The sequence below is a fragment of the Flavihumibacter profundi genome, assembly GCF_020076305.1.
In the GTDB taxonomy this organism is placed as follows: domain Bacteria; phylum Bacteroidota; class Bacteroidia; order Chitinophagales; family Chitinophagaceae; genus Flavihumibacter; species Flavihumibacter profundi.
In genome coordinates, this window is record NZ_JAIQXE010000001.1 from 259,193 (window position 1) to 285,976 (window position 26,784).

30 protein-coding genes are annotated in these 26,784 nt (G+C 42.1%); 28 read left to right on the plus strand and 2 right to left on the minus strand.

All coding sequences use genetic code 11. The features are described 5' to 3' along the window. Positions 1 to 56: 56 nt before the first annotated feature. From rplB to LAQ65_RS01210, 25 genes are all read left to right on the plus strand, one after another. On the plus strand, positions 57 to 896 hold the full coding sequence (gene rplB, locus LAQ65_RS01090; protein WP_224115080.1) for a 50S ribosomal protein L2: 840 nt from the start codon (positions 57 to 59) through the stop codon (positions 894 to 896). 31 nt (positions 897 to 927) lie between these two features. Continuing rightward, complete coding sequence (rpsS, locus tag LAQ65_RS01095; protein WP_224115081.1) at positions 928 to 1,197, plus strand: 30S ribosomal protein S19; 270 nt, start codon at positions 928 to 930, stop codon at positions 1,195 to 1,197. 43 nt (positions 1,198 to 1,240) lie between these two features. After that, positions 1,241 to 1,576, plus strand: coding sequence for a 50S ribosomal protein L22 (gene rplV, locus LAQ65_RS01100; protein ID WP_224115082.1), 336 nt, complete (start codon positions 1,241 to 1,243; stop codon positions 1,574 to 1,576). 31 nt (positions 1,577 to 1,607) lie between these two features. Continuing rightward, on the plus strand, positions 1,608 to 2,423 hold the full coding sequence (gene rpsC, locus LAQ65_RS01105; RefSeq protein WP_317196984.1) for a 30S ribosomal protein S3: 816 nt from the start codon (positions 1,608 to 1,610) through the stop codon (positions 2,421 to 2,423). 45 nt (positions 2,424 to 2,468) lie between these two features. Continuing rightward, the gene (gene rplP, locus LAQ65_RS01110; protein WP_224115083.1) at positions 2,469 to 2,888 is read left to right on the plus strand and encodes a 50S ribosomal protein L16; all 420 of its coding nucleotides are present in this window, start codon (positions 2,469 to 2,471) and stop codon (positions 2,886 to 2,888) included. 30 nt (positions 2,889 to 2,918) lie between these two features. Further along, a complete protein-coding gene (gene rpmC, locus LAQ65_RS01115) occupies positions 2,919 to 3,128 on the plus strand; it encodes a 50S ribosomal protein L29 (protein ID WP_224115084.1) in 210 nt (69 codons plus the stop codon). Between the two features lie 51 nt (positions 3,129 to 3,179). Next, complete coding sequence (gene rpsQ / locus LAQ65_RS01120) at positions 3,180 to 3,437, plus strand: 30S ribosomal protein S17 (RefSeq protein ID WP_224115085.1); 258 nt, start codon at positions 3,180 to 3,182, stop codon at positions 3,435 to 3,437. Positions 3,438 to 3,477: 40 nt separating this feature from the next. Next, positions 3,478 to 3,846 carry a 50S ribosomal protein L14 gene (rplN, locus tag LAQ65_RS01125; protein ID WP_224115086.1) on the plus strand — a complete coding sequence of 123 codons (369 nt, stop codon included), beginning with the start codon at positions 3,478 to 3,480 and terminating at the stop codon, positions 3,844 to 3,846. Between the two features lie 70 nt (positions 3,847 to 3,916). Beyond that, positions 3,917 to 4,255, plus strand: a complete 339-nt coding sequence (gene rplX / locus LAQ65_RS01130; RefSeq protein ID WP_224115087.1) for a 50S ribosomal protein L24 — start codon at positions 3,917 to 3,919, stop codon at positions 4,253 to 4,255. Next, positions 4,255 to 4,836 carry a 50S ribosomal protein L5 gene (rplE, locus tag LAQ65_RS01135; protein WP_224115088.1) on the plus strand — a complete coding sequence of 194 codons (582 nt, stop codon included), beginning with the start codon at positions 4,255 to 4,257 and terminating at the stop codon, positions 4,834 to 4,836. The genes rplX and rplE overlap by 1 nt, the downstream gene beginning before the upstream one ends. A gap of 19 nt (positions 4,837 to 4,855) precedes the next feature. Next, positions 4,856 to 5,125, plus strand: a complete 270-nt coding sequence (rpsN, locus tag LAQ65_RS01140) for a 30S ribosomal protein S14 (protein ID WP_224115089.1) — start codon at positions 4,856 to 4,858, stop codon at positions 5,123 to 5,125. Positions 5,126 to 5,195: 70 nt separating this feature from the next. Then, positions 5,196 to 5,594, plus strand: coding sequence for a 30S ribosomal protein S8 (gene rpsH, locus LAQ65_RS01145; protein ID WP_224115090.1), 399 nt, complete (start codon positions 5,196 to 5,198; stop codon positions 5,592 to 5,594). Positions 5,595 to 5,717: 123 nt separating this feature from the next. Next, positions 5,718 to 6,272, plus strand: a complete 555-nt coding sequence (rplF, locus tag LAQ65_RS01150; RefSeq protein WP_224115091.1) for a 50S ribosomal protein L6 — start codon at positions 5,718 to 5,720, stop codon at positions 6,270 to 6,272. Positions 6,273 to 6,318: 46 nt separating this feature from the next. Next, the gene (gene rplR, locus LAQ65_RS01155; RefSeq protein WP_224115092.1) at positions 6,319 to 6,672 is read left to right on the plus strand and encodes a 50S ribosomal protein L18; all 354 of its coding nucleotides are present in this window, start codon (positions 6,319 to 6,321) and stop codon (positions 6,670 to 6,672) included. Positions 6,673 to 6,721: 49 nt separating this feature from the next. Continuing rightward, a complete protein-coding gene (gene rpsE, locus LAQ65_RS01160) occupies positions 6,722 to 7,240 on the plus strand; it encodes a 30S ribosomal protein S5 (protein ID WP_214457910.1) in 519 nt (172 codons plus the stop codon). A 20-nt stretch (positions 7,241 to 7,260) separates the two neighbouring features. After that, positions 7,261 to 7,440: a 50S ribosomal protein L30 gene (gene rpmD, locus LAQ65_RS01165; protein WP_224115093.1), complete on the plus strand. Its 180-nt coding sequence runs from the start codon at positions 7,261 to 7,263 to the stop codon at positions 7,438 to 7,440. Between the two features lie 48 nt (positions 7,441 to 7,488). Then, positions 7,489 to 7,938, plus strand: coding sequence for a 50S ribosomal protein L15 (gene rplO, locus LAQ65_RS01170; protein WP_224115094.1), 450 nt, complete (start codon positions 7,489 to 7,491; stop codon positions 7,936 to 7,938). 75 nt (positions 7,939 to 8,013) lie between these two features. Further along, a complete protein-coding gene (gene secY, locus LAQ65_RS01175; protein WP_224115095.1) occupies positions 8,014 to 9,348 on the plus strand; it encodes a preprotein translocase subunit SecY in 1,335 nt (444 codons plus the stop codon). A 116-nt stretch (positions 9,349 to 9,464) separates the two neighbouring features. Beyond that, on the plus strand, positions 9,465 to 10,268 hold the full coding sequence (map, locus tag LAQ65_RS01180) for a type I methionyl aminopeptidase (RefSeq protein WP_224115096.1): 804 nt from the start codon (positions 9,465 to 9,467) through the stop codon (positions 10,266 to 10,268). Positions 10,269 to 10,470: 202 nt separating this feature from the next. Next, positions 10,471 to 11,322, plus strand: a complete 852-nt coding sequence (locus LAQ65_RS01185; protein ID WP_224115097.1) for a hypothetical protein — start codon at positions 10,471 to 10,473, stop codon at positions 11,320 to 11,322. Between the two features lie 32 nt (positions 11,323 to 11,354). Then, complete coding sequence (locus tag LAQ65_RS01190) at positions 11,355 to 12,596, plus strand: BaiN/RdsA family NAD(P)/FAD-dependent oxidoreductase (RefSeq protein ID WP_224115098.1); 1,242 nt, start codon at positions 11,355 to 11,357, stop codon at positions 12,594 to 12,596. A gap of 136 nt (positions 12,597 to 12,732) precedes the next feature. Beyond that, positions 12,733 to 14,652: a 30S ribosomal protein S1 gene (rpsA, locus tag LAQ65_RS01195; protein ID WP_224115099.1), complete on the plus strand. Its 1,920-nt coding sequence runs from the start codon at positions 12,733 to 12,735 to the stop codon at positions 14,650 to 14,652. Positions 14,653 to 15,411: 759 nt separating this feature from the next. Beyond that, the gene (locus LAQ65_RS01200; RefSeq protein ID WP_224115100.1) at positions 15,412 to 16,083 is read left to right on the plus strand and encodes a response regulator transcription factor; all 672 of its coding nucleotides are present in this window, start codon (positions 15,412 to 15,414) and stop codon (positions 16,081 to 16,083) included. A gap of 295 nt (positions 16,084 to 16,378) precedes the next feature. Then, a complete protein-coding gene (locus LAQ65_RS01205; RefSeq protein ID WP_224115101.1) occupies positions 16,379 to 20,293 on the plus strand; it encodes a T9SS type A sorting domain-containing protein in 3,915 nt (1,304 codons plus the stop codon). Positions 20,294 to 20,331: 38 nt separating this feature from the next. Then, positions 20,332 to 21,216, plus strand: a complete 885-nt coding sequence (locus tag LAQ65_RS01210) for a hypothetical protein (protein ID WP_224115102.1) — start codon at positions 20,332 to 20,334, stop codon at positions 21,214 to 21,216. A gap of 4 nt (positions 21,217 to 21,220) precedes the next feature. On the opposite strand, the gene ytxJ is transcribed toward LAQ65_RS01210, so the two are convergent. Then, complete coding sequence (ytxJ, locus tag LAQ65_RS01215; RefSeq protein ID WP_224115103.1) at positions 21,221 to 21,553, minus strand: bacillithiol system redox-active protein YtxJ; 333 nt, start codon at positions 21,551 to 21,553, stop codon at positions 21,221 to 21,223. Positions 21,554 to 21,855: 302 nt separating this feature from the next. Here ytxJ and LAQ65_RS01220 point away from each other — a divergent pair, with 302 nt between their 5' ends. The 3 genes from LAQ65_RS01220 to LAQ65_RS01230 are packed head-to-tail and all read left to right on the plus strand — an operon-like array spanning position 21,856 to position 24,295. Beyond that, the gene (locus LAQ65_RS01220; RefSeq protein ID WP_224115104.1) at positions 21,856 to 22,626 is read left to right on the plus strand and encodes a 3'-5' exonuclease; all 771 of its coding nucleotides are present in this window, start codon (positions 21,856 to 21,858) and stop codon (positions 22,624 to 22,626) included. A gap of 32 nt (positions 22,627 to 22,658) precedes the next feature. Further along, positions 22,659 to 23,423 carry a polyprenol monophosphomannose synthase gene (locus LAQ65_RS01225; RefSeq protein ID WP_224115105.1) on the plus strand — a complete coding sequence of 255 codons (765 nt, stop codon included), beginning with the start codon at positions 22,659 to 22,661 and terminating at the stop codon, positions 23,421 to 23,423. Then, entirely contained in the window at positions 23,420 to 24,295 is an 876-nt protein-coding gene (locus LAQ65_RS01230; protein ID WP_224115106.1) for a DMT family transporter, read from the plus strand. Before LAQ65_RS01225 ends, LAQ65_RS01230 begins: the two co-directional genes overlap by 4 nt. On the opposite strand, the gene LAQ65_RS01235 is transcribed toward LAQ65_RS01230, so the two are convergent. Continuing rightward, a complete protein-coding gene (locus tag LAQ65_RS01235) occupies positions 24,279 to 26,732 on the minus strand; it encodes a TonB-dependent receptor (protein WP_224115107.1) in 2,454 nt (817 codons plus the stop codon). The two genes, LAQ65_RS01230 and LAQ65_RS01235, sit on opposite strands and share 17 nt — an antisense overlap. Positions 26,733 to 26,784: the final 52 nt, after the last annotated feature.

A 26,784-nucleotide genomic window follows, 5' to 3' on the forward strand; every position in this document is an offset into this window, starting at 1 on the left:
ACAACAAAAATTAAAGTATGCGACGCTGAGAAGTTCGCAGTTAAAAGCAAATAAAAATGGCATTAAGAAAATACAAACCGATGACAGCCGGTACGCGTTGGAGAATAGGAAACGCGTATGCTGAAATTACCACGGATGCTCCTGAGAAAAGCCTTCTTGAAGCGAAGAGTGGAACTGGTGGACGTAACGCCCAGGGTCGCAGAAGTATGCGATATATAGGTGGCGGACATGCAAAAATGTACCGTATTATAGATTTCAAGCGCAACAAGAAGGAAATTCCTGCTAAGGTTGCTTCTATTGAATATGATCCAAACCGTACCACATTCATCGCGTTATTGAATTATGCTGATGGTGAAAAAAGATATATCCTGGCCCCGAACGGTTTACAGGTTGGTGCTGAAGTAATCAGCGGCGATGCTGTTGCTCCTGAGCTGGGTAATGCACTGATGCTGAAAAACATGCCTTTGGGTACGGTGGTTCATAATATTGAGATGCAACCTGGCCAGGGTGGGAAGATTGCCCGTAGTGCAGGAACTTCTGCGCAGTTGAGTAATAAGGAAGAAAAATATGCCGTATTGAAAATGCCTTCCGGTGAGTTGAGGAAGGTATTGATCAATTGTTATGCTACAGTTGGAGTTGCTTCGAACAGTGACCATAGTCTGCAGAGCATGGGTAAGGCAGGTAGGAATCGTTGGAAAGGTATTAAACCGCGTAACCGTGGTGTTGCCATGAACCCTGTTGATCACCCTATGGGTGGTGGTGAAGGAAGGGCTTCAGGTGGTCATCCAAGAAGCCGGACCGGTAAATATGCTAAAGGTCTGAAGACCCGCAAGCATAAGGGTTCAGATAAACTGATTATCCAACGCAAGAACGGTAAGAAGTTATCCAGTAAATAAAACTATCAAAGCTAAAATCTAAAATCGAGATATGGCTCGTTCAATTAAAAAAGGTCCTTACATCGACACTAAACTGGAGAAGAAGGTTTTGGATATGACCGATGGTAAATCCAAGAAAGGTGTTTTAAAAACCTGGAGCCGCCGCTCTACCATTTCTCCTGATTTCGTGGGTCACACTTTTGCTGTGCACAATGGCAACAAGTTCATCCCTGTATATGTAACTGAATTCATGGTGGGACATAAATTAGGTGAGTTTGCACCAACCAGGAATTTCAAGGGACACTCAAGCAAGAAAATGTAATTCATTAACGGTTCAGTTTAACTGAATCAAGAATCTTATAAACATGGAAGCAGTAGCTAAACTAAATAATTACCCCACATCGCCCAGGAAAATGCGTTTGCTGGCTGACCTAGTGCGCGGCATGGAAGTAGAGAAAGCCCTTGCGATTCTGGAACACAATGCAAAACACCCGGCGGTTCCTTTACGTAAGCTGGTGGTGAGTGCAATCAGCAACTGGAAGCAGGCTAACGAAGGTGGTGATGAAACCAGACTGGTGGTAAAAACCATTTTTGTGGATGGTGCGAGAACATTGAAGCGTATGCGTCCGGCCCCCCAGGGTCGTGGGTATCGTGTTCGCAAACGCAGCAATCACGTTACAGTAATTGTAGATTCTAAATAATTCATTCGAATAAATTTAATATACCAAACACATGGGTCAGAAAACAAATCCTATTGGTGCAAGGTTGGGAATCATCCGCGGATGGGAAAGCAACTGGTTTGGCAGTAAGAAAGATTACTCTACCAAGTTGATTGAGGATCATAAGATCCGTACCTACCTGATGGCGCGTATCAACAAAGGAGGTATCTCTAAAATTGTTATTGAGCGTACCCTGGGTAAGCTGATTATTACCATCCATACGTCCAAGCCTGGTATTATCATTGGTAAAGGTGGTAATGAGGTAGATCGTATTAAGGAAGAGTTGAAGAAACTGACTGGTAAAGATGATGTGCAGATCAATATCCTGGAGATTCGTCGTCCGGAGCTGGATGCAAACATCGTTGCCGATACTATCGCAAAACAAATTGAAAACCGTATTAACTATAAGCGTGCCATCAAGATGGCGATTGCATCTGCCCTCCGTATGGGTGCAGAAGGAATCAAGATCAAGGTAAGTGGCCGTTTGGGTGGTGCAGAAATTGCCCGTTCCGAGGAAATAAAGCAAGGTCGTACGCCTCTGCATACCCTGCGGATGGATATAGATTATGCTAGTTTATTTGCCCTGACTGTATATGGTAAAATCGGAATCAAGGTATGGATCTGTAAAGGAGAAGTACTGGCTAAGCGCGATCTGAACCCCAACTTCATTGGTGGTAAGGAAGGTGCTCTGAGCGATAGGAGAGAACGTCGTGAAGATGATCGTCGCGGAGACCGTGACCACCGTGGTGGTGGCGGAGAGCGCAGAGGCGGTGGCGGTGGTGACCGTAATCGCGGCGGTGGAGGAGACAGAGGTGGACGCAGGAACTAAGTGTGGTAAGCAACCAATTAAAGAACATTGTCAAATTGAATAAAGATGTTACAACCTAAAAGAACGAAGCACAGGAAAATGCAGAAGATGCCTGTAAAAGGTGATGCAAAGCGTGGTACTAACCTGTCATTTGGTTCGTTCGGATTGAAAGCTTTGGAAACCGTGTGGATGACCGACCGCCAGATTGAAAGTGCCCGTCAGGCCATGACCCGCTCTATGAAAAGAGAAGGAAATGTCTGGATCCGCATTTTCCCTGATAAAATTATTACCCGCAAACCTGCTGAAGTGAGGATGGGTAAAGGTAAAGGTAACCCCGATCATTGGGCTGCCGTTGTGAAGCCTGGACGTATTCTTTTCGAATGCGATGGCGTAACTGAAGATGTAGCCAAGGAAGCAATGGAACTGGCAGCACAGAAGCTTCCCATTAAGACAAAATTTGTGGTTCGCAGGGAGCTGCAGTCATAACATTCCTTAACAACAAAAATCGACCATAAGATGTCAAAGAAAATCGATTTCGTTACCAGCCTGAAAGACATGAGTCTGACTGATCTCAGGGCTCGTATCCAGGAAGATGAACTGCGCCTGAAGAAACTGGAGTTCGCCCATGCGATAACACCGCTGGAGAACCCAATGAGCATCCGCTCGCTGCGCAGGGATATTTCCCGTTTGAAAACGGAATTAACCAAAAAACTGGCCACTGCCTAATAGGCAGCAACCAGGTGTACTCAACAAGCGAATAAGCTAAAACGAATAACAATGGCTGAAAGAAATTTGCGTAAAACAAGGATTGGTGTGGTAACCAGCAACAAAATGGAAAAGACCGTTACTGTTGCAGTGGAAAGAAAGGTGAAGCACCCTATCTACGGTAAGTTCGTGAAAAAGACCACCAAATTCCATGCACACGATGAAAAGAACGAGTGCAGTATTGGTGATACTGTCCGGATTATGGAAACCCGCCCGCTGAGCAAAACGAAGCGCTGGAGAATGGTTGAAATACTGGAGAAAGTGAAATAATCCCTCTGTTCTACATTACTAATTGATAAACTAATTTACAATGATTCAGCAAGAAAGCAGATTGAATGTAGCTGATAACAGTGGTGCCAAAGAGGTGCTTGTAATCCGTGTACTGGGAAACAGTGGACAGGATTATGCCAAGATCGGAGATAAGATCGTGGTGACTGTTAAAGACGCTATTCCTGCCGGCGGTATCAAAAAGGGTACGGTTACCAAAGCGGTAATTGTTCGTACCAAGAACAAGTTACGCCGTAAAGATGGTTCTTATATCCGCTTCGACGACAATGCAGTGGTATTGTTGAACAATGCGGATGAGCCCCGCGGTACTCGTATTTTCGGACCTGTTGCCAGGGAACTGCGCGACAAGGGATATATGAAGATTATTTCTCTTGCTCCGGAAGTATTATAATCGTACCTTTGCGCCCCGAATGGGAGCATGGGCTAGTAAAATAAGTGATAAATAGATAAATAGAATCTACATGAACACAAGATTCAAAGCGAAATACAACATTAAAAAAGGCGACTCGGTGGTGGTTATCACCGGTGACGACAAAGACCTGAAGAAACCCCGGAAGGTTCTTGAAGTTATCGTAGATAAAGGCCGCGTATTGGTAGAAGGTGTGAACATCATCACCAAGCATACCAAGCCGTCTGCCCAGAATACCAAAGGTGGTATTGTAAAAAAAGAGGCACCCATTAATATCTCCAACATCATGTTGTGGGATGCTAAAGCAGGTGCTGCTACCAAGGTAAAGCGTACCCGCCAGGAAGGTAAGCTAGTTCGTGTTTCTAAAAAATCAGGGGAGGTAATTAAATAATGAGTACCGTTAAATATACTCCGCGTCTGGCAGACAAGTACAAAAACGAAGTTGTACCTGCCTTAATGAAAAAATTTGGCTACACTACCGTAATGGAAGCTCCAAAGCTGACAAAAATATGCCTCAACAGGGGTGTAAATGGTGCTGTTGCTGATAAGAAATTGGTAGATATCGCAGTTGATGAACTATCGACGATTACTGGTCAGAAAGCTGTGGCTACTATGTCTAAAAAGGATATCTCAAACTTTAAACTGCGTAAGCATATGCCCATTGGCGCACGTGTTACCCTTCGCGGTGAGAAGATGTTTGAATTCCTGGATCGCCTGATTGCTGTTTCCCTGCCGCGCGTGCGTGACTTCAAGGGTGTGAGCGAGAAAGCATTCGACGGACGTGGTAACTATACACTTGGTGTAACCGAGCAGATCATTTTCCCCGAAATCGACATTGATAAGGTGAATAAGATCACGGGCCTGGATATCACTTTTGTTACTACTGCCCAAACCAATGAAGAAGCTTACGAGCTGCTCAAAGAATTGGGTATGCCGTTCAAAAACGCTAAAAAAGGCGAAACCCAATCTTAATTTTTAAATAAACAGAAAGATGGCAAAGAAATCGATAGAAGCCAGGCAAAGAAAAAGGGAAGCAATGGTTGCTAAGTTCGCTGAAAAGCGTACTGCACTGAAAGCTGCTGGTGATTATCAGGGGCTGGATGCATTGCCTCGTAATGCTTCTCCCGTACGGCTGAAAAATCGTTGTCAGTTGACTGGACGTCCAAAAGGATACATGAGGTATTTCGGGTTATCCCGTGTGATGTTCCGTGAAATGGCTTTGAATGGTAAAATTCCGGGTATAACAAAAGCCAGCTGGTAATTTCCCGTGTTGATATCGAATAGGATATCTCATTGTAAAACAATTTTCAAACTACAACTCATTTATAACAATGGTTACTGATCCTATAGCAGATTTCCTGACCCGCATTCGTAATGCACAAATGGCTGGTCACCGGATTGTTGAAATCCCTGCTTCTAACCTGAAAAAGCGTATCACTGAAATTTTGTACGATAAAGGCTATATCCTGAAGTACAAATTTGAAGATGACAATAAGCAAGGTGTAATTAAAATTGCCCTTAAGTACGATCCTTCTACCAAACAACCTGCTATTCAAAGCCTTGAAAGAGTAAGTCGTCCTGGTTTACGCCAGTATGCAAAGCCACTGGAATTCCAGCGTGTAAAAAATGGTTTAGGTGTTGCTATCATTTCTACCTCTAAAGGTGTTATGACCGACAAGGAAGCCAAGGCCCAGAATGTTGGTGGTGAAGTACTGTGCTATATCCACTAAACATTTACTAGCGCAATATTTATGCGCATTAAACATATAACTGGTTGGAGATACATTAAGGCGTCCTATATCCGTCTGACCGATCCCAATCATTAACAACAAACACAACAAAAACTATTTTGTATGTCTCGTATAGGTAAAAAACCGGTTTCTATTCCAGCAGGAGTAACCGTTTCAGTTGGAAAAGATAACGTGGTTACCGTAAAAGGTCCAAAAGGTGAACTGAAGCAGCCGATCGATCGTGATATTACTATTGAAGTAAAAGATAACGAGGTTTTGATTAATCGCCCGACTGACCAGATCCGCCACCGTGCAATGCATGGTTTGTATCGTGCCCTGATAGCCAACCTTGTAAAAGGGGTGACTGAAGGATTTAAATTGAACCTGGAGTTGGTAGGTGTTGGTTTTAAAGCCGCCAATGCAGGAAATACCCTGGATCTTGCATTAGGTTACTCGCACAATATCATATTTGAAATCCCAAAGGAACTTAAAGTAACAACCCTTACTGAAAAAGGACAAAACCCTAAGATATTCCTGGAAGGAAGTGACAAGCAATTGCTTGGCCAGGTTGCGGCAAAAATCCGCGGACTGCGCAAACCAGAACCATACAAAGGTAAGGGCGTTCGCTTCGTAGGTGAGGTAGTTCGTAAGAAAGCAGGTAAGTCTGCAGGTAAATAATTCAGCTAAATTTCCCGGCAGTATCGGGAGCAAAAAATAGATAACAATGGAAACGAAAGCTATCAGAAGACAGAAGATCAAGTATCGCACCCGGAAAAAGGTTTCCGGTTCAGCGCAAAAACCCCGTCTGTCTGTTTTCCGCAGCAATGCCGATACATATGTTCAATTGATTGATGATGAGAACGGTGTAACATTGGCAGCAGCTTCAACCAGGGATAAGGATATCAAGGCTCAGAAGGTAACGAAAACCGAGAAAGGTAAATTGGTAGGGGTAGTGATTGCCCGCAAAGCCAGTGAGCTGGGTCTTACAACAGTGGTATTTGATCGTGGTGGAAACTTGTACCATGGCCGCGTGAAAGCGGTTGCTGATGGTGCACGTGAAGGCGGACTGCAATTCTAATCCATCGAGTACTACTATAAATCATAACACAACTTAATTTCTGCAATAAATGTCAAAGTTAATTTTAAATAAGGTTAAAGCAGGCGATCTGGAACTGAAAGAAAAAGTGGTTGCCATCAACCGTGTAGTGAAAACTACCAAAGGTGGTCGTGCTTTCAGCTTCTCAGCCCTGGTCGTTGTTGGTAATGAAGCGGGTGTTGTTGGACATGGACTGGGTAAAGCTAAAGAAGTTCAGGAAGCCATTACCAAAGGCATTGAAGATGCAAAGAAAAACCTGATCAAGGTTCCCGTTATGCATGGAACTATTCCTCACGATCAGTTGGCTAAGGAAGGCGCTGCTAAAGTACTGATAAAGCCTGCTGCACACGGTACCGGTGTAATTGCCGGAGGTAGTATGCGTGCTGTTTTGGAAAGCGCTGGAATCACTGACGTTCTTGCAAAGAGCCTCGGTTCTGCAAACCCGCATAATGTGGTGAAAGCAACCTTCAAAGCCCTGGCAACCTTGCGTGAACCTATCCAGGTTGCCAAGACCCGCACTATAGGCCTGAAGAAAGTATTTAATGGTTAATCTTTTAAAAAGGTATACGGATGAAAAAGATCAAAATCACACAGGTTAAAAGTGCCATCGACAGGCCAGAACGCCAGAAACAAACCCTGGTTGCCCTTGGACTGAAAAAGATGAATGCTTCCAAAGAAGTTGAAGCTACACCACAGATCCTAGGCATGGTTCGTAAAGTAGAACACCTGGTGAAGGTAGAAGAAATCTAAGTAAATAAGCGAGGGGTGATACCCCGTTAAGTAAAAAATCAGGAAAAAATGAAACTGCATAATCTTCAGCCTTCAGAAGGCGCAACACACAAGCAAAAACGTTTAGGTCGTGGTGAAGCATCTGGTAAGGGTGGTACATCAACGAAAGGTAATAAAGGTGGACAAAGCCGTGCTGGTTATTCCAGCAAAAGAGCACACGAAGGTGGACAAATGCCAATACAGCGTCGTGTTCCAAAACGTGGATTCAGCAATATCAACCGTGTAGAATACCGTGTATTCAACCTGGGACAAATCGATCATCTTGCTGAAAAATACACTATTACTGAATTCAGCCTGGAGACCTTGTATATCAATGGTTTGATCAGCCAGACTGACCATGTAAAAATTCTGGGTAACGGAGAACTTAAATCTAAACTTAGCTTCAAAGTAAACGCGGTAAGTGATAAGGCAAAAGCTGCCATCGAAGCTGCTGGCGGAACTATTGAAATTGTAAAGTAATTTTTCTTTATCTTGCCGGACGCATTGTGAAAATGCGTCTTTTTTTATTTGAGGCTCATTAAATCTCAGAAACCCGTGAAGAAATTAATTCAGACGCTGAAGAATATTTGGAGCATTGAAGAGTTAAGAGGTAAAATCATAACTACACTGCTGCTAATTCTTATTTATCGAATCGGTGCGCACATCGTGCTTCCCGGTATCGATCCGACAAAAATTGACCTTGCCGGCGCTAAATCAGGTGCTTTAGGGCTTATTGATGCCTTTGCCGGAGGCGCTTTTTCACAGGCTTCAATATTTGCCCTGGGAATAATGCCTTATATTTCCGCTTCTATTTTTATGCAGCTGATGACCATCCTGGTTCCGCAAATGCAGAAGGTGCAGAAAGAAGGGGAAAGTGGTCGCAAGAAAATTAACCAATGGACACGTTATCTAACTGTAGCTGTTACAGCTGTTCAGGCCGGTGCATATGTAGCCTACCTGCGCCAGGTGAACAATTCTGCTTTATTGGAATCGTATGCCCCGTATTTCTGGATTTCAACCACTATTGTACTAACCGCAGGTACTCTTTTTGTAATGTGGCTAGGGGAAAAAATAACTGATAAGGGTTTGGGTAATGGTACATCACTAATTATCATGGTTGGTATCCTTGCACGCTTGCCGCAGGCATCCATTCATGAATGGGCTGCCAAAAGTAACCGTGGTGGCGGTGGGCTGTTGATATTTATTATTGAAATTGCCGTATTGGTTGCTATTATAATGGGTTTAATCGTATTGGTACAGGGAGTTCGCAAAATACCGGTACAATACGCCAAACAAATTATTGGTAACAAGCAATTTGGTGGTGCTCGCCAATTTCTTCCATTGAAAGTAAATGGTGCAGGTGTAATGCCAATCATCTTTGCACAAGCTATTATGTTCCTGCCAACTTTGTTCTCATATACAAGTTTCGAATCTGGTAAAGGAATAGCAAAGGTATTTGCCGACCCAAGGGATGCATGGCATATGGTGATTTATGCTGTGATTGTTGTGGCATTCACTTTCCTGTATACAGCTTTAATCTTTAACCCTAAACAGATTGCGGAAGACCTTAAGCGTAATAACGGATTTATTCCTGGAGTAAAGCCTGGTCAGCCAACTGCTGATTATATTGGCGCTGTGATGGATAGGATTACTTTGCCAGGCGCTCTTTTATTGGCTATTGTGGGAATTCTGCCGGGATTTGCCCAAAGGGTGGGTATTACCCAGGCTTTTGCTTCTTTCTTCGGTGGAACATCATTGCTGATCATGGTAGGGGTAATTTTGGATACCCTGCAGCAAATTGAAACGCAATTGCTGATGCGCCAGTATGATGGTTTAATGAAGAGCGGCAGGATCCAGGGACGCCAGGCGGTTAGCTCATCTCCGATTTAATTATAAATTGTTTCTATAATAAAACCCGGCAAAAGGCTAACTTTGCCGGGTTTTATTTTTAAAAGCGCCTTTCTGGAGCTGAATGGTGAAATCCGAAGGTGAAATTATATTGATACATGATATATTATAAGACAACAGCAGAAGTGGAATTGATGCGGGAAAGCGCATTACTGGTTAGTTCTACACTGGCAGAGGTTGCCCGTATTCTTAAGCCTGGCATGACCACCCTGGAAATTGATGCACACGCCGAAAAGTTTATTGTAGAACACCAGGCAACGCCTTCTTTTAAGAACTATAAAGGATTTCCTTTTACCTGTTGTATCAGTGTAAATGATGCTGTAGTGCATGGATTTCCCAATAACACACCTATAAAAAATGGCGACATCGTTTCAGTTGATGTTGGCGTATTTAAAAATGGATTTCACGGTGATAGCGCTTATACTTTTGCTATTGGATCAATAGAAGAGGATGTTAAACAACTGCTTCGTGTAACCAAAGAATCGTTATACCTGGGTATTGAAAAAGCTGTTGCAGGCAACAGGGTGGGCGATATTTCCTTTGCCATCCAGGATTATGCTGAAAGAAAGCATAAATATGGTGTTGTGCGCGAACTTGTTGGTCATGGGCTGGGCAGAAGATTGCATGAAGATCCTCAAGTGCCTAATTACGGGAAAAGAGGGAGTGGGGCGAAATTGCACGACGGGTTAGTCATTGCGATTGAACCGATGATCAATATGGGGGTAAAGGAAGTATGGTATGAGGATGATGGCTGGACCGTTAAAACAAAAGATGGCAAACCCGCCGCACACTATGAGCATACTATTTGTGTAAGGAGAGGCAAGGCCGATATACTTTCTTCATTTGATGAAATAGAAGCAGCTGAAAAAGCAAATACAGCCCTCGATTCATCATATTATTGATCTAACATTTTTTCCTGCAATGAGCCTGTATACCCGGCCGATTTGAACGGCGTAACTAACTCTCCCTATTTTTTTAATTAACAAAGAACCTGGTCAAATGGGTGTTTTCACTCCTGACCAGGTTCTTTATTTTTTGCAGGTTTGCATGGTTAAGCCGGACCGCCAGGTCCGGAATTATTCCAAAATGCTAAATCGCAATAATATGCCAACAGAAAATTCTTTTTTTTCAAACGATGAAACTTACGATGAAAATTCCGGTGACCTGAAATTGGATATTGAAATAATGAAACTGAAATTGCAGGCTGAGTTCGGGGCTGTTTTCGGCTCATCCGGTGAAATTCCCCCTGATATAGAGAAACAGTTTTTGCAGGATGTTTTTGAAATAGAAAAAAATATGAATAGTGCAGTAATGGTAACTGTATTTGAATTCATTGGCGAACCAACATTTCCACTGTTAAAAGATTTGTGCGAAGAAGATGTGCCAGGTGAATTGGAGAGGTTGTACCGGGTCCTGGAATCAAACGATCTTTCGCTGGTTTCATTTCATGAGTATCCACCCACTATAATTTACCAGTTTATTACAGAAGAATTATTCCTTGAAGAAATTGAAAATTATAAATTGCCCGGAATGATGGGGGTTTTTGTATATGAAAATTTCCATCCGGACCACCAATCAGATATCCGCGAAATAACAATAGATTTTTTAACCAGGTGGCAGGCCTTGAAATGGGAGGATATATGGAAATTTTTGTTTTCTTGTGCGGTGCTGCCAGATGGGACTACTCTCACAGGAGATGAGTTTAAAGCAAAAATTGAGGAACAGTCAGCAAAATACAGTTCACTTCAATTGTTTGAGTTTGCAATAGAAAATATCCAGTTTGAATGGAAAGATGAAGTGCTTGGATTAGGTTTTTCAGAAGGGAAAATCAGGTACCTGGCCGTCCTGAAGAGTGGCTTAACCAGATATTATGATGGCAGTTTTAAATGTTATTTCTGCAATAATGATGGATACTGGCGGATTAGCTCTTTTTGCCTTCCGGGTGTTGAATGGTGAGTATTATTTACTGAGCCCTTACTTTTGTAAGTATGCAAAACAAAGTGCTGGTTGTAGTTGGTGGTGGTGCTGCAGGTTTTTTCTGCGCGATTAATGCTGCGGCTGCAAACCCTCAACTGAATGTGATCATTTTAGAGAAGAGCAATAAGTTGTTGTTGAAGGTCAGGATCAGTGGGGGAGGAAGGTGCAATGTTACTCATGCATGTTTTGATATTGCCCAACTTATTAAAAAGTATCCGCGCGGGGGTAACTTCCTGAAAAAAGCCTTTCATCATTTTTCGCCAAAGGATACTATCAAATGGTTTGCAGATCGTGGTGTGCTGTTGAAAGAAGAAGCTGATGGCAGGATGTTTCCCGTTTCAAATGATTCCTCATCTATTGTTGAATGCCTTGTGCATGAAGCAAATCATTATGGTGTTGAAATTTTATTACAGCAGGAAGTGCAACAATTAATCCGGCAAGGCGATAAATGGATTGTAAGTACTGCTGTAAAAGAATTCAATGCAGATTATGTATGTATTGCCTGCGGTGGTTATTCAAGGCCCGCCATGTTTCAATGGTTGACAGCGGTTGGACACAGCATTGAAGCTCCTGTACCATCCCTCTTTACCTTTAATGTGAAAAGCCATCCAATTACAACATTGATGGGTGTTTCTGTACCTGATGTCCAGGTTCGGATTATCGGATCAAAACTTGTTGAAAGGGGACCGGTTTTAATAACTCACTGGGGTTTTAGTGGCCCTGCCATATTGCGTTTAAGTGCATGGGGTGCAAGGGAACTATCCATGATACAGTGGAATTTCAAAATTCTTATCAACTGGATACCTGTATATAATGAAAACACCCTGCGTGATTTTATACAACAGTTCAGGTTTGAAAAGGCTACACAAAAAATGATCAACAGGAATCCCTTTAACCTTCCGCAAAGATTGTGGGAGTTCCTGTTGCAGGAATCTGGTATAGATGGGGAAATACGGTGGGCGGATCTGCCTTCCAAAGAACAAAACAAACTTATCCTTCATTGTTGCTCACATCCATTTGATGTTAAAGGGAAAACAACTTTCAAGGATGAGTTTGTAACTGCAGGTGGAATCAAATTGACAGAAATTGATCCGGAAACCATGATGAGCAGGCTGGTTCCCAACCTCTTTTTTGCTGGTGAAATAATGGATGTAGATGGTATTACCGGTGGCTTTAATTTCCAGCATGCCTGGACGAGTGGTTTCCTTGCAGCGAAAAAAATCGCAGCACTTAGCGCATCCGTTGTTATTTGAAATTATAATAAATAGATTATCAATGACATATAGGGATTTAAGTAAAAAATACGCACCAGTTTTTTTTGGTTAAAAACCTTGTCAAAATGGTATTTTCTCTATCTTTGCAGCCCGAATTAAACAATCGGGAATTATTATGTTTCAAAATCTTTTTGTAAAACAACTAAACGCTGATGATCAGGAGTCTGCTGCTGCACCTGCAGAAGCAACTACAGCGACAACCACTGCACCTGAGCAGGCTGCTCCTGCTGTACAGCAAGTAGTAGCCACTGCGCATGATGACTTCGACTGGAGCATCGACAAGCGTAATGTATCTGCATACAATGCTGAAGAAAAAGCAAAGTATGATAAAGTGTACGACAAGACTTTTGTAGCAATTACAGATGGCGAACTGATTAAAGGCGCTGTTGTGGGATTGACAAAAACTGATGTTGTACTAAACATCGGTTTCAAAAGCGATGGTCTTATTTCCCTCAACGAATTCCGTGATCTCCAGGGCCTGAAAATCGGCGATGAAGTAGAGGTTATGGTTGTGGAAAAAGAAGACAGGCAGGGTCATTTACACCTTAGCCGTAAGCAAGCCCGTATTACACGTGCCTGGGAAAAAATTGTTGAAGTACACAAAACAGGTGAAATTGTTACCGGTACAGTTACCAGCAAAACAAAAGGCGGCTTGATCGTTGATGTATTTGGGATGGAAACCTTCCTGCCAGGTTCACAAATTGATGTAAAGCCGGTAACTGATTACGATCAGTTTGTCGGAAAAACTATGGAATTCAAAGTGGTTAAAGTTAATGAGGCCATCAAGAATGCAGTAGTATCTCACAAAGCCCTAATTGAAAGCGATATCGAAGCACAACGTGCTGAGATTATGGGTAAACTTGAAAAGGGCCAGGTACTGGAAGGTACAATCAAGAACATTACCGATTTCGGTGCGTTCATGGACCTGGGTGGACTCGATGGCTTGCTCTATATCACAGACATCAGCTGGGGCCGTATAAACCATCCATCAGAAGTGCTAAAACTCGATCAGAAACTCAATGTGGTTGTATTAGATTTCGACGACGACAAAAAGCGTATCAGCCTTGGTCTGAAGCAACTGACCCCACATCCTTGGGATGTGCTGCCTGAGGGCGTAGCAGAGGGCCAGGTGGTTAAGGGCAAAGTGGTAAATATCGAAGATTATGGTGCATTTCTGGAAATCATGCCAGGTGTTGAAGGCCTGGTTCACGTAAGTGAAATTACCTGGGCAAATACACCGATCAATGCGAAGGAATTCTTCAAATTGGGCGATGAATACAAAGCCAAGATTGTTACCCTTGATAAGGATGCCCGCAAGATGAGCCTTTCTATCAAGCAAATGACTCCTGATCCCTGGAATGAGATTGAAAACAAATACCCTGTTGACAGCCGTCACAGCGGGCTCGTGAAAAACATTACTCCTTACGGTGTATTCGTTGAGCTGGAGCCTGGTATTGGTGGTATGATCCATATCAGTGACCTGAGCTGGTTGAAGCGCTTTAATCATCCATCCGAATATACCAAAGTTGGAGAGCGTATCGATATTATGATCCTTGGAATTGATAAAGAGAACCGCAAACTGCAACTTGGACACAAACAACTGGAAGAAGATCCTTGGAATACCCTGGAAGAAACTTTTGCTGTAGGTACAGTTCATGAAGGAACCGTAATCCGCAAGGATGATAAAGGTGCCATCGTTCAATTGCCTTATGGATTGGAAGGTTTTGCCCCTAACCGTCACCTGAACAAGGAAGATGGTGGTCAGGTAATGGCTGAAGAAACTGCTGCTTTCATGGTAATCGAATTCGATCGCAATGAAAAGAGAATTGTTGTAAGCCATACCCGCACCTGGGAAATTGCTAAAGCTGAAGAAAGGGAAGCTGTAAAGAAAGAGGCTAAAGCTGAAGCCGATAAGACCAAGAAGGCTGTAAAGACTATCCAGGGCAAGGTTGAAAAAGCAACACTTGGAGACCTGGGTGTACTTGCTGAATTGAAGAAAAAGCTGGAAGGTGGTGAAGGCGAATCTGCCCAGTAATCACATTATTCCTTAAATAAGCAAGGTGCAGCGTAATGCTGCACCTTTTTTGTTCCTTACGGAACCATAAAAAAGCCTGCCCTGAAATACCCGCTGATTAAGTAAACCTAGAAGGTCGGCTGCTGATTACATAAACAATTCCCTCTTTGGACTAACTAAATCATTCAAAATCCCCCTTCGCTACTACGTACAAGCATGCATTCAAAGCAGGCATGAGAGTATATGAACTTTGGTTCAGGATAAGGTCTAAAAACGGGTTGATTCAATCGACTAATCAGAGAAAAGTAAATATTGCAGTTGTCAGGTTACAGGCCAGATAAAATTTTATTGCCTGAAAATAGTTGGGTTGGTTCTTCAACGAAATTGGAAAGAAAGAAAGTTGATTGACACTGGATTCGTTGGTTTCTTAGGATATTGAATAAGTTCTGGACGGTTGTTACTGGACATTGGATGGTCGTAGGTTGCGATCCTCGTCAATCAACTTCTAGATCAAAAGTAGGCTATGGCTTTTACCGGGACAAGAGCGGATTTGCTGAATTTTAGGGATTCGGTTTTTACATGGAAACTAGTAGAAGCACTATTTTGCTATTGGTATACCTACGAAAACAGGATGATAATAATTCAGGATAAAATAGTAACGGTATATTCCGAAACGGTATATTTACGTATAATTACTATAGTGAATGTTCAGGATTTTTTACATTTTGCACTCTGAAAGGGACTCGCAAACCTCCTGTCCTTATTCGCAAAATTTACCGTATGAAAAAACCAGACCCTAATAACCCGATTAAAGTAGCCATAGCAGACGACCATGCGCTGTTCCGCGCCGGTGTCAAAACTGCTTTGTCTTCCAAGAAGGATGTCGAGTTAATTGCCGAAGCAGATAACGGCATGCAATTATTGAATCTGCTGAAACACATTGATCCGGATGTCATTTTACTGGATATCCAGATGCCTATAATGGATGGTATAGCTACACTTCCCGAAATCAGGAAAATTAATCCTCATGTTAAAGTGATCATCCTTTCCATGCATAATGATCATTCCATGATTTCTAAACTCATGGAAATCGGTGCTAACTCTTACCTTACAAAAAATTCAGATTCCGAAACTATTTACCAGGCAATTAAAACCTGTTATGAACAGGAATTCTTTTTTAATGAACTAACCAATAAGGCATTGCTTACCGGATTAAGGACAAGAAAAATGGAGCCTGAAGGAATGATGGACGCCCAATTGACAGATAAAGAAGTAAGGATTCTCAAATTAATGTGTGAAGAAAAAACAACAAAGGAAATTGCTGATATAGTGGATATCAGTCCGCGTACAGTTGAAGCAATCCGTGACAAACTTAAAACCAAAACCGGTGCAAAATCAATGGCCGGCCTGGTTATGTATGCGGTTAAAAAAGGATTTGTTCAGGAAACATAAGTTTTCCTAATTATAAAACTGAGCTGCTTCTTTCCGGAAGCAGCTTTTTTTTTGCGTGTAAATGAAGTTCTGCCGGAATTTGCTTAAGCGTTGAACCTGTTGTACTTACCGATACTTTTACTCCTTTCATCGAAAACCCATTCGTCGAAAGTTTTTTTTACAGTATATAAAACTTTGCTAAAAATTCGTTTATCTTGGTAACTGAAATCCATGAAAACGCCCGTCTGTACTGGGATTCGTAAGAATACTAGTCTAAATAAGGGGTTTATCCTATCATTAAAACCGTACCCTATAGATGAAAAATCTCTACACAATTATGGCAGTTGTACTGTCCATTTTTTTTGTACCGGATTTAATTGCTCAACCTTGTTCCTCGCTGGTTATTTCAAGCGCCGTTTCAGGGGAATCAAGGTGTATAGCAACGGGTACAATTACTGTTTCAGTTACCGGCGGTAGCGGAAACTACAATTACAAAGTAACAGGTCCAATCAGTACTCCCTTTACTTCTTCACCAATAATTACTGGTCTTTCTGCTGGTACATATACGGTATTTGTCCAGGATGTAACAACTGGCTGTATTGTTCAAAAAGCTTCAGTAGTTGTAGCCGGTTCTTATGTGGATCCAAGGTTTACCCTTGTCAAGTCTGATGAAACATGTCTAAATAAAAGTGATGGGACAATTACATTAAGTAGTTTATCAGGAGGACGTGCCCCGTATACATATACCATTGTTGCGCCGTCACCCACTGGCATTGGTACATCCAATAACACGGGTATATTTACAGGGCTAACAGGTGGGGATTACTCAATAGAATTGAAAGATTCCTGCGGGGGCATTCAAACAAGGCGTGTTTCCATTATTGGATATGACTGGTGGATTACGTCATTCACGGGAAACCGGATTAATTGCGCAGATGCTGATTTCCAGATTCAACTGCAAGATAGCCGTGGAAATGTAAATACCATCGGAACCACTTTTGCAGGATTCCAATACGGTGCTGTGAATAGTCCGGGTGATACTACATGGTACAATACCTATAATTTCACCCATACTATTGGAACAAAAAGAATTGTGTCACTGGTCGTCAAAGATCTTTGTGGAAATACAAAATTAGTTAGATGGGTTAATACGGTAATCCCAAGTGTTGCTAATTTAGTAACCACCACATATCAGTCCTGCAACAGTTTTACTGCTACTATAACCGGCCAGGCAAATCTGTCAAACCCTACATATTGTTTATATACGGACGCCGATGCGTTGGTTAGTTGCAATGCCACGGGATCTTTTACCGGAATTCAGCAGGGAACTTATTATATTACTATTAAAGACCTTTGTTTTGATACAACCATCCGCAGGGATTTTGTACTTAACCAACCCAAACCCAGTGCTGATGCGTCTGTTGGAATAAACCAGGTTAACTGTAGCAGTTTCAATGCAACTATAACCGGACTGGTAAATTTCACTAATCCGAATTTTTGCCTCTTTGATGCAGCCGGCACCCAATTGAGTTGCAATACTACCGGAACATTCAATAACCTGATGAACGGTTCGTATTGTATTAATGCTAAGGATGGCTGTTATGATACAACAATAGTCCGTTGCTTTACAGTAAATACACCAATTCCTGCCGTTGCTGCCAATGTTACGATCAGTAACCAGCAATGTTCTGATTTTGATGTAAGTATATCCGGACAAACCAATTTGTCTAATGCAGATTTCTGTTTATACACAGCTGCAGGTGTACTCCTCAACTGCAATAAGACCGGCATTTTTAATACTATTCCCTATGGATCTTATTGCATGCGTATCAAAGCGGATGCGGCATGTTATGATACCACTATTGAGCGTTGCTTTAATGTGCTGCCTGTAATTCCAACAGCCGGAGCAAACCTGAATGCAGTTAAAAACTGTTCCACAGTAGATATCAGTGCAGGAAGCCTTAATGGGTTTACCAATCCCCAGTTTTGTTTGTACGATAATTCAAATGTGCTGGTCGGTTGTAATACCACAGGTGTATTTACAAATTTGCCATACGGTTCCTATTGTATGGATATCAAAAACAGCGCAGTTTGCTTTGATACCACAATCAGGCGATGCATTACAGTAACCCGCGACCTGCCAGATATCGGTTCAGTGCAAATCAGTAATAAAATATGCGCAGGGTTTGATATGGATATTTCAGGTAAGACGTCCCTCAGCAACCCGCTGTTTAGTTTGAAGAACAGTGCAGGAGTCGTAATTGCAACAAATACTACGGGTGCATTTACAAATATTCCTTATGGTGATTATTGCGTTGAAATGAAGAATGATGCCACTTGCTATGACACGCTGATTAGCCGTTGTTTTTCAGTAGTATTACCTAAGCCTGATGCGAGCCCGGTTCAGGTAAGCGCGAAAAAATGTACAGGATTTACAGCGAGCCTTATATGGATCAACAATTTCACTTCCCCTTTATTTACCCTGCTTGATGTGAATGGAGCAGTAGTGGCTTCCAATACTACTGGTACATTTGCAAATATTCCCTATGGGGATTATTGTATAGCAATTAAGGATAATTGTTATGATACTACAATAACACGTTGTTTCACAGGTACTCCGGTTGCAGTTAATTTTTCTGCAACAGCCTCTGCATCTTGTGATCTGAATAAAACAAATTTGCGTATTTCCATTTCAAGCGGTCTGTCACCATATACTGCAAAAGTGTATGATAACCTTAATAACCTGGTGAGTACTGTTAACGGAAGCACCTCCCCTTTAAGGGTGCTTAATTTACCGGCATTGCCCCCCGGACAGCGCTACCGCGTTGACTTGTCTGATAACTGCGGAAATACTGTGAGCCGTTTGGTAACACCTGTTTTGAGTACTTTTAACAGCTCAATTACAATGGTCGCAAAATGCCCCTCAGGGACATACCAGAATGGTTCTTCTGAGCTTACCGTTGTTGTAAATTCGAATCTGGGCACTATACGTCCGGTAATTATTAAGAAAGATGCCGCTGATGTGAATATTCTGTACAATACATCAACTACCACAATTTATAAATGGATTGACCTTGAACCTGCAACTTATGTCATTCAGTATAACCTTCCCGGAAGTTGCAATAATAAGGTATACGATACAATTAGCGTTGGACCTTACAAGTTTCCACAGTTAGACAAATCTGCTTCATACCAGTGCGATAACATGAGCTTTAGTGTTGGTGCAAATGTTACTGGTGGCGCACCACCATATACCTATGAAATAATTGGTAGTGTACCAACTACGCCATCAATTCTTGCACCGCCCCAGGCCAGCCCCATTTTCAATATTAATAATGGAAATATTTATTCACTTGTCCGTTTAAGAGCTGTTGACTATTGCGGTAACGCCACTTTAAATGATGTTAGCGTGTTGCCATTACAAAACATGGTGATAAGTGCAAGTTCTGATTGCTATTATAGTTCTGTAGTTCTGACAGTGGATTCTATTCCCAATGCTACTTACGAATGGTATTTTAAAACCTCAGCTACAGACAGTGTACTTATCAGTAATTCCCGTGTTCATGAAATAAGTTATCTGACCCCTGCAGAGGTCGGGACTTATGTGAGCCGGATTTCTATAAATAGCGGATGCCTTACCCGGTTAAGTTATTATACTATTACCGGTAAGTGCTCTCCACTGCTTCCTGGAAAACTGGAATTGACGGGCAAACCGGTTAGTGGTAAGCAATACCTGAGCTGGAACCACCTTACCACCGGCGATATTGTTGCCTACTTGGTGGAGAAAAAAGTGGCAGGCAGTGAACGGTTTACTACTATTGGCCAGGTTGCAGTTTTACCAGGAAAAACAATAACCCAGTTTGCATTTACCGATGAGCAACCCGGTTCAGGTGTCAGCCAGTACCGTATCAGGGCAGTGGACAGATCAGGTGCAATTATTTATTCCAATATAATTTCCCTGAATCGCCAGCAGGCGATAGTGATTCGGGTATATCCTAACCCTGTAAATCAATTAGTTAACATTGAGTTCCCTTTTAATGCAAGGGGGGATTATAATATCCAGTTAATGGCAGTAAATGGACAAATCCTGTTAGTTAAGGAGGTGAGAGGTGTAAATGGTAATACTATATCGATTGTACGCGAACCTTTTATGAGGCCAGGTATCTATTTCCTGAAAATCCAGGATAAGACGGGTGGGACCCCACAGGTTGAAAAATTGGTATTCGAATAAGTTTTCCTATCTCCAGACAGTTTGCTATTTTTATTAATATGTTTGGAGGAAAAACTAATTGCTTAGTGTTGCTTTTTGCATTTTGTTTATCAGGATGTAGCAAAAGCAAGAAGGAAGAGCAGGAACAACAGGTATTTTCCAAGGAGGCAGTGGCTATCCCTTTGTCGCCAGCATTTCCGGGTGAAGTTTCCGGTATGGCGGATAGTTATTCGATGCCGGGGTATTTATGGTTATTACAGGACAGTGATAACCCGGCTGAATTATTAACCGTTTCTCATGATGGAAAACAGGGTAATCACGTACATATTAATGGGGTATCTAACCGGGATTGGGAAGATATGGCAATTGGAAACGGTCCGGAAAGCGGAAAAAAATATATTTATATCGAAGATGCCGGAGATAACTTTTTGGCATTCAATACTTACTACATTTATCGTTTTGCTGAACCTGAAATTGGGGTTACTGAAGTAAGCGATGCAGATAAAATAGGATTTGTTTATGATGATGGATTGCACCATAATACCGAAGCTATTTTATTTGATAATTCTTCTAATAATATTATTCTGGTGACAAAAGAGAGCCCGGCGCAAATCTTTACTTTGCATTACCCATACAACCTTTATGGCATTAATACAGCCGTTAAATCAGGCGTGTTGAAATTGTCTGGAATAACGGGAGCTGCGCTATCACCCAATGGCCAGGAATTGTTGCTGAGAACTTATCAGACGATTTACTATTGGCAGAAAACAGGAGGCGGAAGTATCGAAGCTATGCTTCAGGATACAGTATTGGAATCAATACCTAGTAATGAACCGCAGGGGGAATCCATTACATTCAGAAACGATAATGGCGGGTTTTTCACACTAAGTGAGAATGCAGGCTTGCCGGTTCAGTTGAACCTTTATTTTTTTCCCAGAAAATAAATAGTTATTTGGGAATAGAAGCCACCAGTTCATCCATGGTTATGCCAGAATGACTTTCATCATAGGCACATTCCCCTTTATCAATCAGGATAAGCTGCGGTGATTCATGCCATACCTTAAAATCTTCGGCAATTTGATTGGAAATAGACCTGTGTTTTATTAAATCAAGGAAATAAAAATCAACCCCGGTGGGAGGATTAGCTCTTTCAAGCCTTGATTTGGCCATTGAACTTATTGAGCAACGGGTACTGTGTTTAAAAATTACCTGGGGTTGGGAGAACGATCGGGTACGTATTTCGGCTAATTGTGCCGGGTCTTTTAATTCTATCCACTGCATAGCTTACCATTTATTTATAGCCAACCATTCCAGAAGATGCCTGACATCCGGTTTTTGTAGTAGTACAAGCTGTAAAACCTAAAGCCAGTATGGCCAGAGCGCATGTGATGATAAATTTTTGCTTCATTTTGTTATTATTGATATGCCAATTGCAAAAAACATACCTGATTTTATTAACTGGCCGGGGAAAAGATTATGCAAATTTATAATAAAAATCCAAATCCCGTAATATTGGGGTGTCTGCCAAAAGCCATATAAGCGTACATTTGCCCCGGTTCAGTCCACCAAGAATTCATACCAACATGCCCCTACAACTACAAAGACCCATTGCATTTATTGACCTGGAAACTACAGGTACTAACCTTGCAACTGACCGGATTGTTGAAATTGCAATTGTTAAAATTGCAAAAGATGGTTCCCGCCAGGTTAAAAGAAAGCTGATTAATCCAGAAATGCCAATTCCTGCCGGTGCAACAGATATCCACGGTATTTCTGATGATATGGTGAAAGATGCCCCGACTTTCCGGCAGGTTGCCAATGAACTGAAACAATTTCTTGATAATTGCGATCTGGGTGGCTATAATTCCAATCGCTTTGATATCCCTTTATTAGTGGAGGAGTTTTTAAGGGCCGGACTTGAATTTGATATGGGGAATCGCAAACTGCTTGACGTTCAGCGTATTTTCCATTTAATGGAACAGCGTACCCTTGGAGCTGCTTTTAAATTTTATTGCAATAAAACCCTTGAAGGCGCCCATGGTGCGGAAGCAGATGCGCAGGCCACATGGGAAGTACTTGAAGCCCAGTTGGAGCGGTACCCGCAATTGGGTAATTCCATTGACTCAATAATTAAATTTATCGGGGATGACCAGATTGTAGACTTCGCGCGCCGATTCGTATTGAGCAACGGAGTTGAAGTGTTCAACTTTGGGAAACATAAGGGTAAAACAGTTGTTGAAGTACTTAAGGCTGAACCCCAGTATTACGACTGGATGATGAAAGGGGATTTCCCTTTACATACCAAGCAGAAGCTAACTGAAATACTCAACCGAACCTTATTGAAAAAGGGTTGATTTTCAATAATTTTGTGTATTAAATTGTGCTATTGGAAAAAATCGTTATCATACCTACTTATAATGAGCGGGAGAATATTTCCAACATCCTGCAAGCCGTTTTTGGTTTAGGCCAGGGGTTTCATGTGCTTGTTATTGATGACAGTTCACCAGACGGGACAGCAGACATTGTAAAGGAATTGCAGGCTAAGTTCCCGGATGAACTTTTCCTGGAAGAACGAAAGGGAAAACTTGGTTTGGGTACTGCATATATCCATGGATTCAAATGGGCAATAAATAAAGGTTACCAGTTTATTTTCGAAATGGATGCCGATTTTTCCCATAACCCCAAAGACCTTCAGCGGCTATATGAGGCTTGTAAAACCGGGGGGGCGGATGTCGCAATAGGATCGAGATATGTAAAAGGCGGTGGAACCGTAAACTGGCCATGGGACAGGATTGCATTATCCAAAGGCGGAAGCCTGTATACAAGAATTATTACCTGGATGCCGGTTAGGGATACAACTGCCGGATTTGTTTGTTACCGCAAAGAAGTACTGGAGGCTATTAACCTTGATGGAATCCGTTTTCTAGGTTATGCCTTCCAGATAGAAATGAAATTTGCTTCATGGAAACTTGGTTTTAAAATCAAGGAAGTGCCTATTGTATTTGAAGACCGCAAGTTTGGTGTTTCCAAAATGCATAAAGGAATCGTTAAGGAAGGCATCCTTGGTGTTCTTAAACTGCGTTGGGAAAGTATTTTTAAAGATTACCATTCCAGGATAAAGAACACCGAAGGAGAAGAAGCAGCAGCATGAAATCAGCCTTCCTCCGTTTGCACCTCGCTGTATTCCTGGCCGGTTTTACTGGCATCCTCGGCCGGCTTATTACATTAAATGAAGGTTTACTGGTATGGTACAGGTTATTATTTAGTGCGATTACTCTATGGATTTTCTTTGGCTTACAAAAGAAAGTTCAGAAAATCTCCTTCAGGCAAATAGCTGCAATAACCGGTGCGGGATTTGTAGCCGCAGTCCATTGGGTGACTTTCTACGGCGCCATAAAATATGCCAATGTATCGGTTGCTCTGGTATGTTTTTCAGCGATTGGATTTTTTACTGCTATAATTGAACCTTTGTTTTTAAGAAGAAAGCCAATATTAACTGAAGTATTACTGGGATTGTTAATGATGCTCGGTATTTACATCATCTTTCATTTTGATCCACGCTTCAAGACGGGTATTATAATTGGACTTTTCTCTGCCATGCTTGGGGCCATATTTCCTGTGTTAAACCGGCAATTGCTTAAAAAGGTAAATGTTGAAACGCTTACCACCTATGAACTAAGTGGTGGCTTCCTTACCTTATCTGTCTTACTTCCATTTTATCTCCGCCAATTTCCCACCGAACATATCTTTCCAAACTTGACCGACCTGGGCTGGCTGCTTTTTCTTGCCTGGGTTTGCACGGTTTGGGCATTCCAGCTTTCTTCCTACGCACTTAAACATATTTCAGCATTTACGGTAAATCTCACTTACAACCTGGAGCCTGTTTATGGGATCATCCTTGCTTTTATTGTTTACAATGAAAATAAGTACCTGGGATGGAATTTTTATGCCGGTTTATTGGTGATCATCCTTGGGGTTTCCTTACACATGTGGCGTGTTTTCAGGACTAGAACTCGACAATGAAACCAATAGTTGGCACTACAGTAGCATCTTCATTTTTAAGGATAATAGGAATTGCATTGCTGCCATCTGGTTTTATTGGCTGACCGTCTGTAGTAATGTAGTCTGTATTATCTGCATTTCGTTTAAAGGTATACTTCGGGTATGCGGGAGCAACAGATCCATACCAGTTGGTAACATCAAGGAAAAGGTCAAGGCTGGTCCTTTTAAAATTCCACTTCTTGTCAATCCGCACATCACCTGAATTGAAATTATTAAGACGTAAAGTATTCAGTGCTGCGTAATTCAATTGGCCTGTTCCCTGTGATAAATAATTTTTTCGCGAGGCTTCTTCATCAAATGGGGTAAAAGGCGCACCACCCTGGAACCTGAATTTGAGTCCTAGTTCCCAGTTACGCTTAAATTTATAGCCCCATGTTAAACTAAGCAGGTGACGATTATCCCATGAAGAGGGGATCAATATACCATCGGCACCACTATACCGGCTTCTGAAAAATGTGTAAGACAGAATACCAAAAAATCTTTTAGTCAGCTTTTGCTGGGCAAAAAACTCAAAGCCATAAGTTTTTCCTTTTCCATTGGTGGTAATCTCTTCATTGCCCAAAACATTAAAATCACCGCCGAGGTTTGACAAGGAAATCCCATTTCTGACGGATACCGGTACATTATCATAAAGCTTGTAGAATCCCTCCAGGGTGAAGCGGGTAGCATCGCCGGGCATATATTCTACACCACCTGTAATATGGTCACTTTGAAGATATTTTGCAGAACGGTTCACTGCCACCCCATTATTGTCGGCAAACCCCAAAATAGTATAAGGCGGAATTTTAAAATACCTGCCGGCAGAAATATTGGCTGTCCAGTATGCGGATAAGTTATAAGACAAAGAGAGCCTTGGAGAAAGTGTTTTGAATAAGCTCCGGCCATCATCTGTAAAATCATTTCTGTCTATTCGCATACCAGCGCTTAAGCCAAGCCTGTTATCGATCATCCGTTTACTAACCTGTGCAAATGCGCCCATTTTCAGCATGGGACTAAAAGGTGAAGTGAAGTTAACCACTTCCTCAGGTTGGATAATGGCCCCGTTTTCATCCTTCAATTCTTTTCTGATTACGTTATAGGTATTGTTGTCATAATCGACCAGTTGTGCCATAGCGCCATAGGCAACCTTCCAGCCATTGAATGATTGGTTTACATCAAACCTCAATTTATTTTCAGTTTCCCTGGAACGGATACCAAGTATCCTTTCTGCCTCAACCGGCTCGTTATTGTCTTCAAACTTATCCAGTTCATTGTTTAGGTTGTTCCTGCTCAGTGCGATATTCCAAAATCCTTTGGGTATTATTTTTTTCAGCGAGAGTCCGATAGTATAGCTATCCTGGTTAATAGAGGGAGTAGCATTTAAAATGTACAATTTTTCCGGACTTGCTTTTTTGGGATATGCATAGCTGAATTCATCTATTGCGCCAATGCCTATAAAACTGAGGTTTAATTTTTTATTGATGGGATAGTTCACCTTGGTTTGAAAATCCCAGTAATTGGGCCTGATTGGCAGGTCGATTGCGCTGAAAAGAAACTGGAGATAGGATCTTCGTACAGATGCCATATAAGTAATATTCTCCTTCTTGCTGAGGGGGCCTTCAAGCATTGCGGCGAATTCGGTTGCACTTAACCGGAAGTTACCCTGGGTTCGGTTTGCATTCCCGTTTTTTTGCCTGAATTGTAATACAGAAGAAATGGCATTGTCGTACCGGGCATCAAAGGCCGATGAACTGAGTTTAACTTCATCAATAAATGAAACATTCAGTATGCCTGTTGGTCCGCCTGCGCTGCCTTCCGTGGCGAAATGGTTTATTACCGGCACTTCTATTCCGTCGAGGTAATAAACGTTTTCATTGGGAGCACCGCCACGAATGATGATATCGTTCCGGTAGCCACCCACTGACCCCGAGGTTCCCCCAACCCCGGGGAGGGATTGTATGACCCTGCTGATGTCAAAATTACCGCCTGGGTTTGATTTGATTTCTTCGGTTGTCAGTTTTTGTACCGATAGGGGAGTTTCAATGGATGCGGCCCTGGCATTGCGTTTCCTGGAGCTTACAATTACTGTGCTAAGTGTTGTTCCGGTTGGTTCAAGTTCAAAGCTGATTACCTGCTCATTTCCCGAACTGATTATAACGTTGTAGCGGGTGACTGTTTTGTAACCTATTTGGGAGATGGAGATGTTGTAAGATTTCGCCGGTATTCCTGTCAGGCGAAACCGGCCACTGCTATCAGAAATAGCACCTAAACCGGTTCCTCCTAAAATGATAGAAGCACCAGCCAGTGGCAACTGGCTTTGCTTATCGGTAACCAGGCCGGAAAGGATGCCTGTAGCCTGTGCCAGCAAATTAGCTGATGGTAAAAGAGCAAGGACTAAGATGTTGAGAATTTTTTTCATAGCTTATTGCAAAACAAATCAAAACAACAATCACCTATAGTTTTTGTTTGCT

Coding starts and splice junctions, on each gene's coding strand:
- LAQ65_RS01190 (WP_224115098.1), top strand. CDS start 11,355: ATGCAAAACAAAGTGCTGGTTGTAGTTGGTGGTGGTGCTGCAGGTTTT.
- rpsA (WP_224115099.1), top strand. CDS start 12,733: ATGTTTCAAAATCTTTTTGTAAAACAACTAAACGCTGATGATCAGGAG.
- rpsC (WP_317196984.1), top strand. CDS start 1,608: ATGGGTCAGAAAACAAATCCTATTGGTGCAAGGTTGGGAATCATCCGC.
- LAQ65_RS01220 (WP_224115104.1), top strand. CDS start 21,856: ATGCCCCTACAACTACAAAGACCCATTGCATTTATTGACCTGGAAACT.
- rpmC (WP_224115084.1), top strand. CDS start 2,919: ATGTCAAAGAAAATCGATTTCGTTACCAGCCTGAAAGACATGAGTCTG.
- rplX (WP_224115087.1), top strand. CDS start 3,917: ATGAACACAAGATTCAAAGCGAAATACAACATTAAAAAAGGCGACTCG.
- rpsE (WP_214457910.1), top strand. CDS start 6,722: ATGTCAAAGTTAATTTTAAATAAGGTTAAAGCAGGCGATCTGGAACTG.
- LAQ65_RS01200 (WP_224115100.1), top strand. CDS start 15,412: ATGAAAAAACCAGACCCTAATAACCCGATTAAAGTAGCCATAGCAGAC.
- rpsS (WP_224115081.1), top strand. CDS start 928: ATGGCTCGTTCAATTAAAAAAGGTCCTTACATCGACACTAAACTGGAG.
- rpsH (WP_224115090.1), top strand. CDS start 5,196: ATGGTTACTGATCCTATAGCAGATTTCCTGACCCGCATTCGTAATGCA.
- rplB (WP_224115080.1), top strand. CDS start 57: ATGGCATTAAGAAAATACAAACCGATGACAGCCGGTACGCGTTGGAGA.
- LAQ65_RS01205 (WP_224115101.1), top strand. CDS start 16,379: ATGAAAAATCTCTACACAATTATGGCAGTTGTACTGTCCATTTTTTTT.
- rpsN (WP_224115089.1), top strand. CDS start 4,856: ATGGCAAAGAAATCGATAGAAGCCAGGCAAAGAAAAAGGGAAGCAATG.
- rplR (WP_224115092.1), top strand. CDS start 6,319: ATGGAAACGAAAGCTATCAGAAGACAGAAGATCAAGTATCGCACCCGG.
- LAQ65_RS01210 (WP_224115102.1), top strand. CDS start 20,332: ATGTTTGGAGGAAAAACTAATTGCTTAGTGTTGCTTTTTGCATTTTGT.
- rpmD (WP_224115093.1), top strand. CDS start 7,261: ATGAAAAAGATCAAAATCACACAGGTTAAAAGTGCCATCGACAGGCCA.
- rplN (WP_224115086.1), top strand. CDS start 3,478: ATGATTCAGCAAGAAAGCAGATTGAATGTAGCTGATAACAGTGGTGCC.
- rplF (WP_224115091.1), top strand. CDS start 5,718: ATGTCTCGTATAGGTAAAAAACCGGTTTCTATTCCAGCAGGAGTAACC.
- rplO (WP_224115094.1), top strand. CDS start 7,489: ATGAAACTGCATAATCTTCAGCCTTCAGAAGGCGCAACACACAAGCAA.
- rplV (WP_224115082.1), top strand. CDS start 1,241: ATGGAAGCAGTAGCTAAACTAAATAATTACCCCACATCGCCCAGGAAA.
- ytxJ (WP_224115103.1), bottom strand. CDS start 21,553: ATGCAGTGGATAGAATTAAAAGACCCGGCACAATTAGCCGAAATACGT.
- map (WP_224115096.1), top strand. CDS start 9,465: ATGATATATTATAAGACAACAGCAGAAGTGGAATTGATGCGGGAAAGC.
- LAQ65_RS01185 (WP_224115097.1), top strand. CDS start 10,471: ATGCCAACAGAAAATTCTTTTTTTTCAAACGATGAAACTTACGATGAA.
- rplP (WP_224115083.1), top strand. CDS start 2,469: ATGTTACAACCTAAAAGAACGAAGCACAGGAAAATGCAGAAGATGCCT.
- rpsQ (WP_224115085.1), top strand. CDS start 3,180: ATGGCTGAAAGAAATTTGCGTAAAACAAGGATTGGTGTGGTAACCAGC.
- LAQ65_RS01230 (WP_224115106.1), top strand. CDS start 23,420: ATGAAATCAGCCTTCCTCCGTTTGCACCTCGCTGTATTCCTGGCCGGT.
- rplE (WP_224115088.1), top strand. CDS start 4,255: ATGAGTACCGTTAAATATACTCCGCGTCTGGCAGACAAGTACAAAAAC.
- LAQ65_RS01235 (WP_224115107.1), bottom strand. CDS start 26,732: ATGAAAAAAATTCTCAACATCTTAGTCCTTGCTCTTTTACCATCAGCT.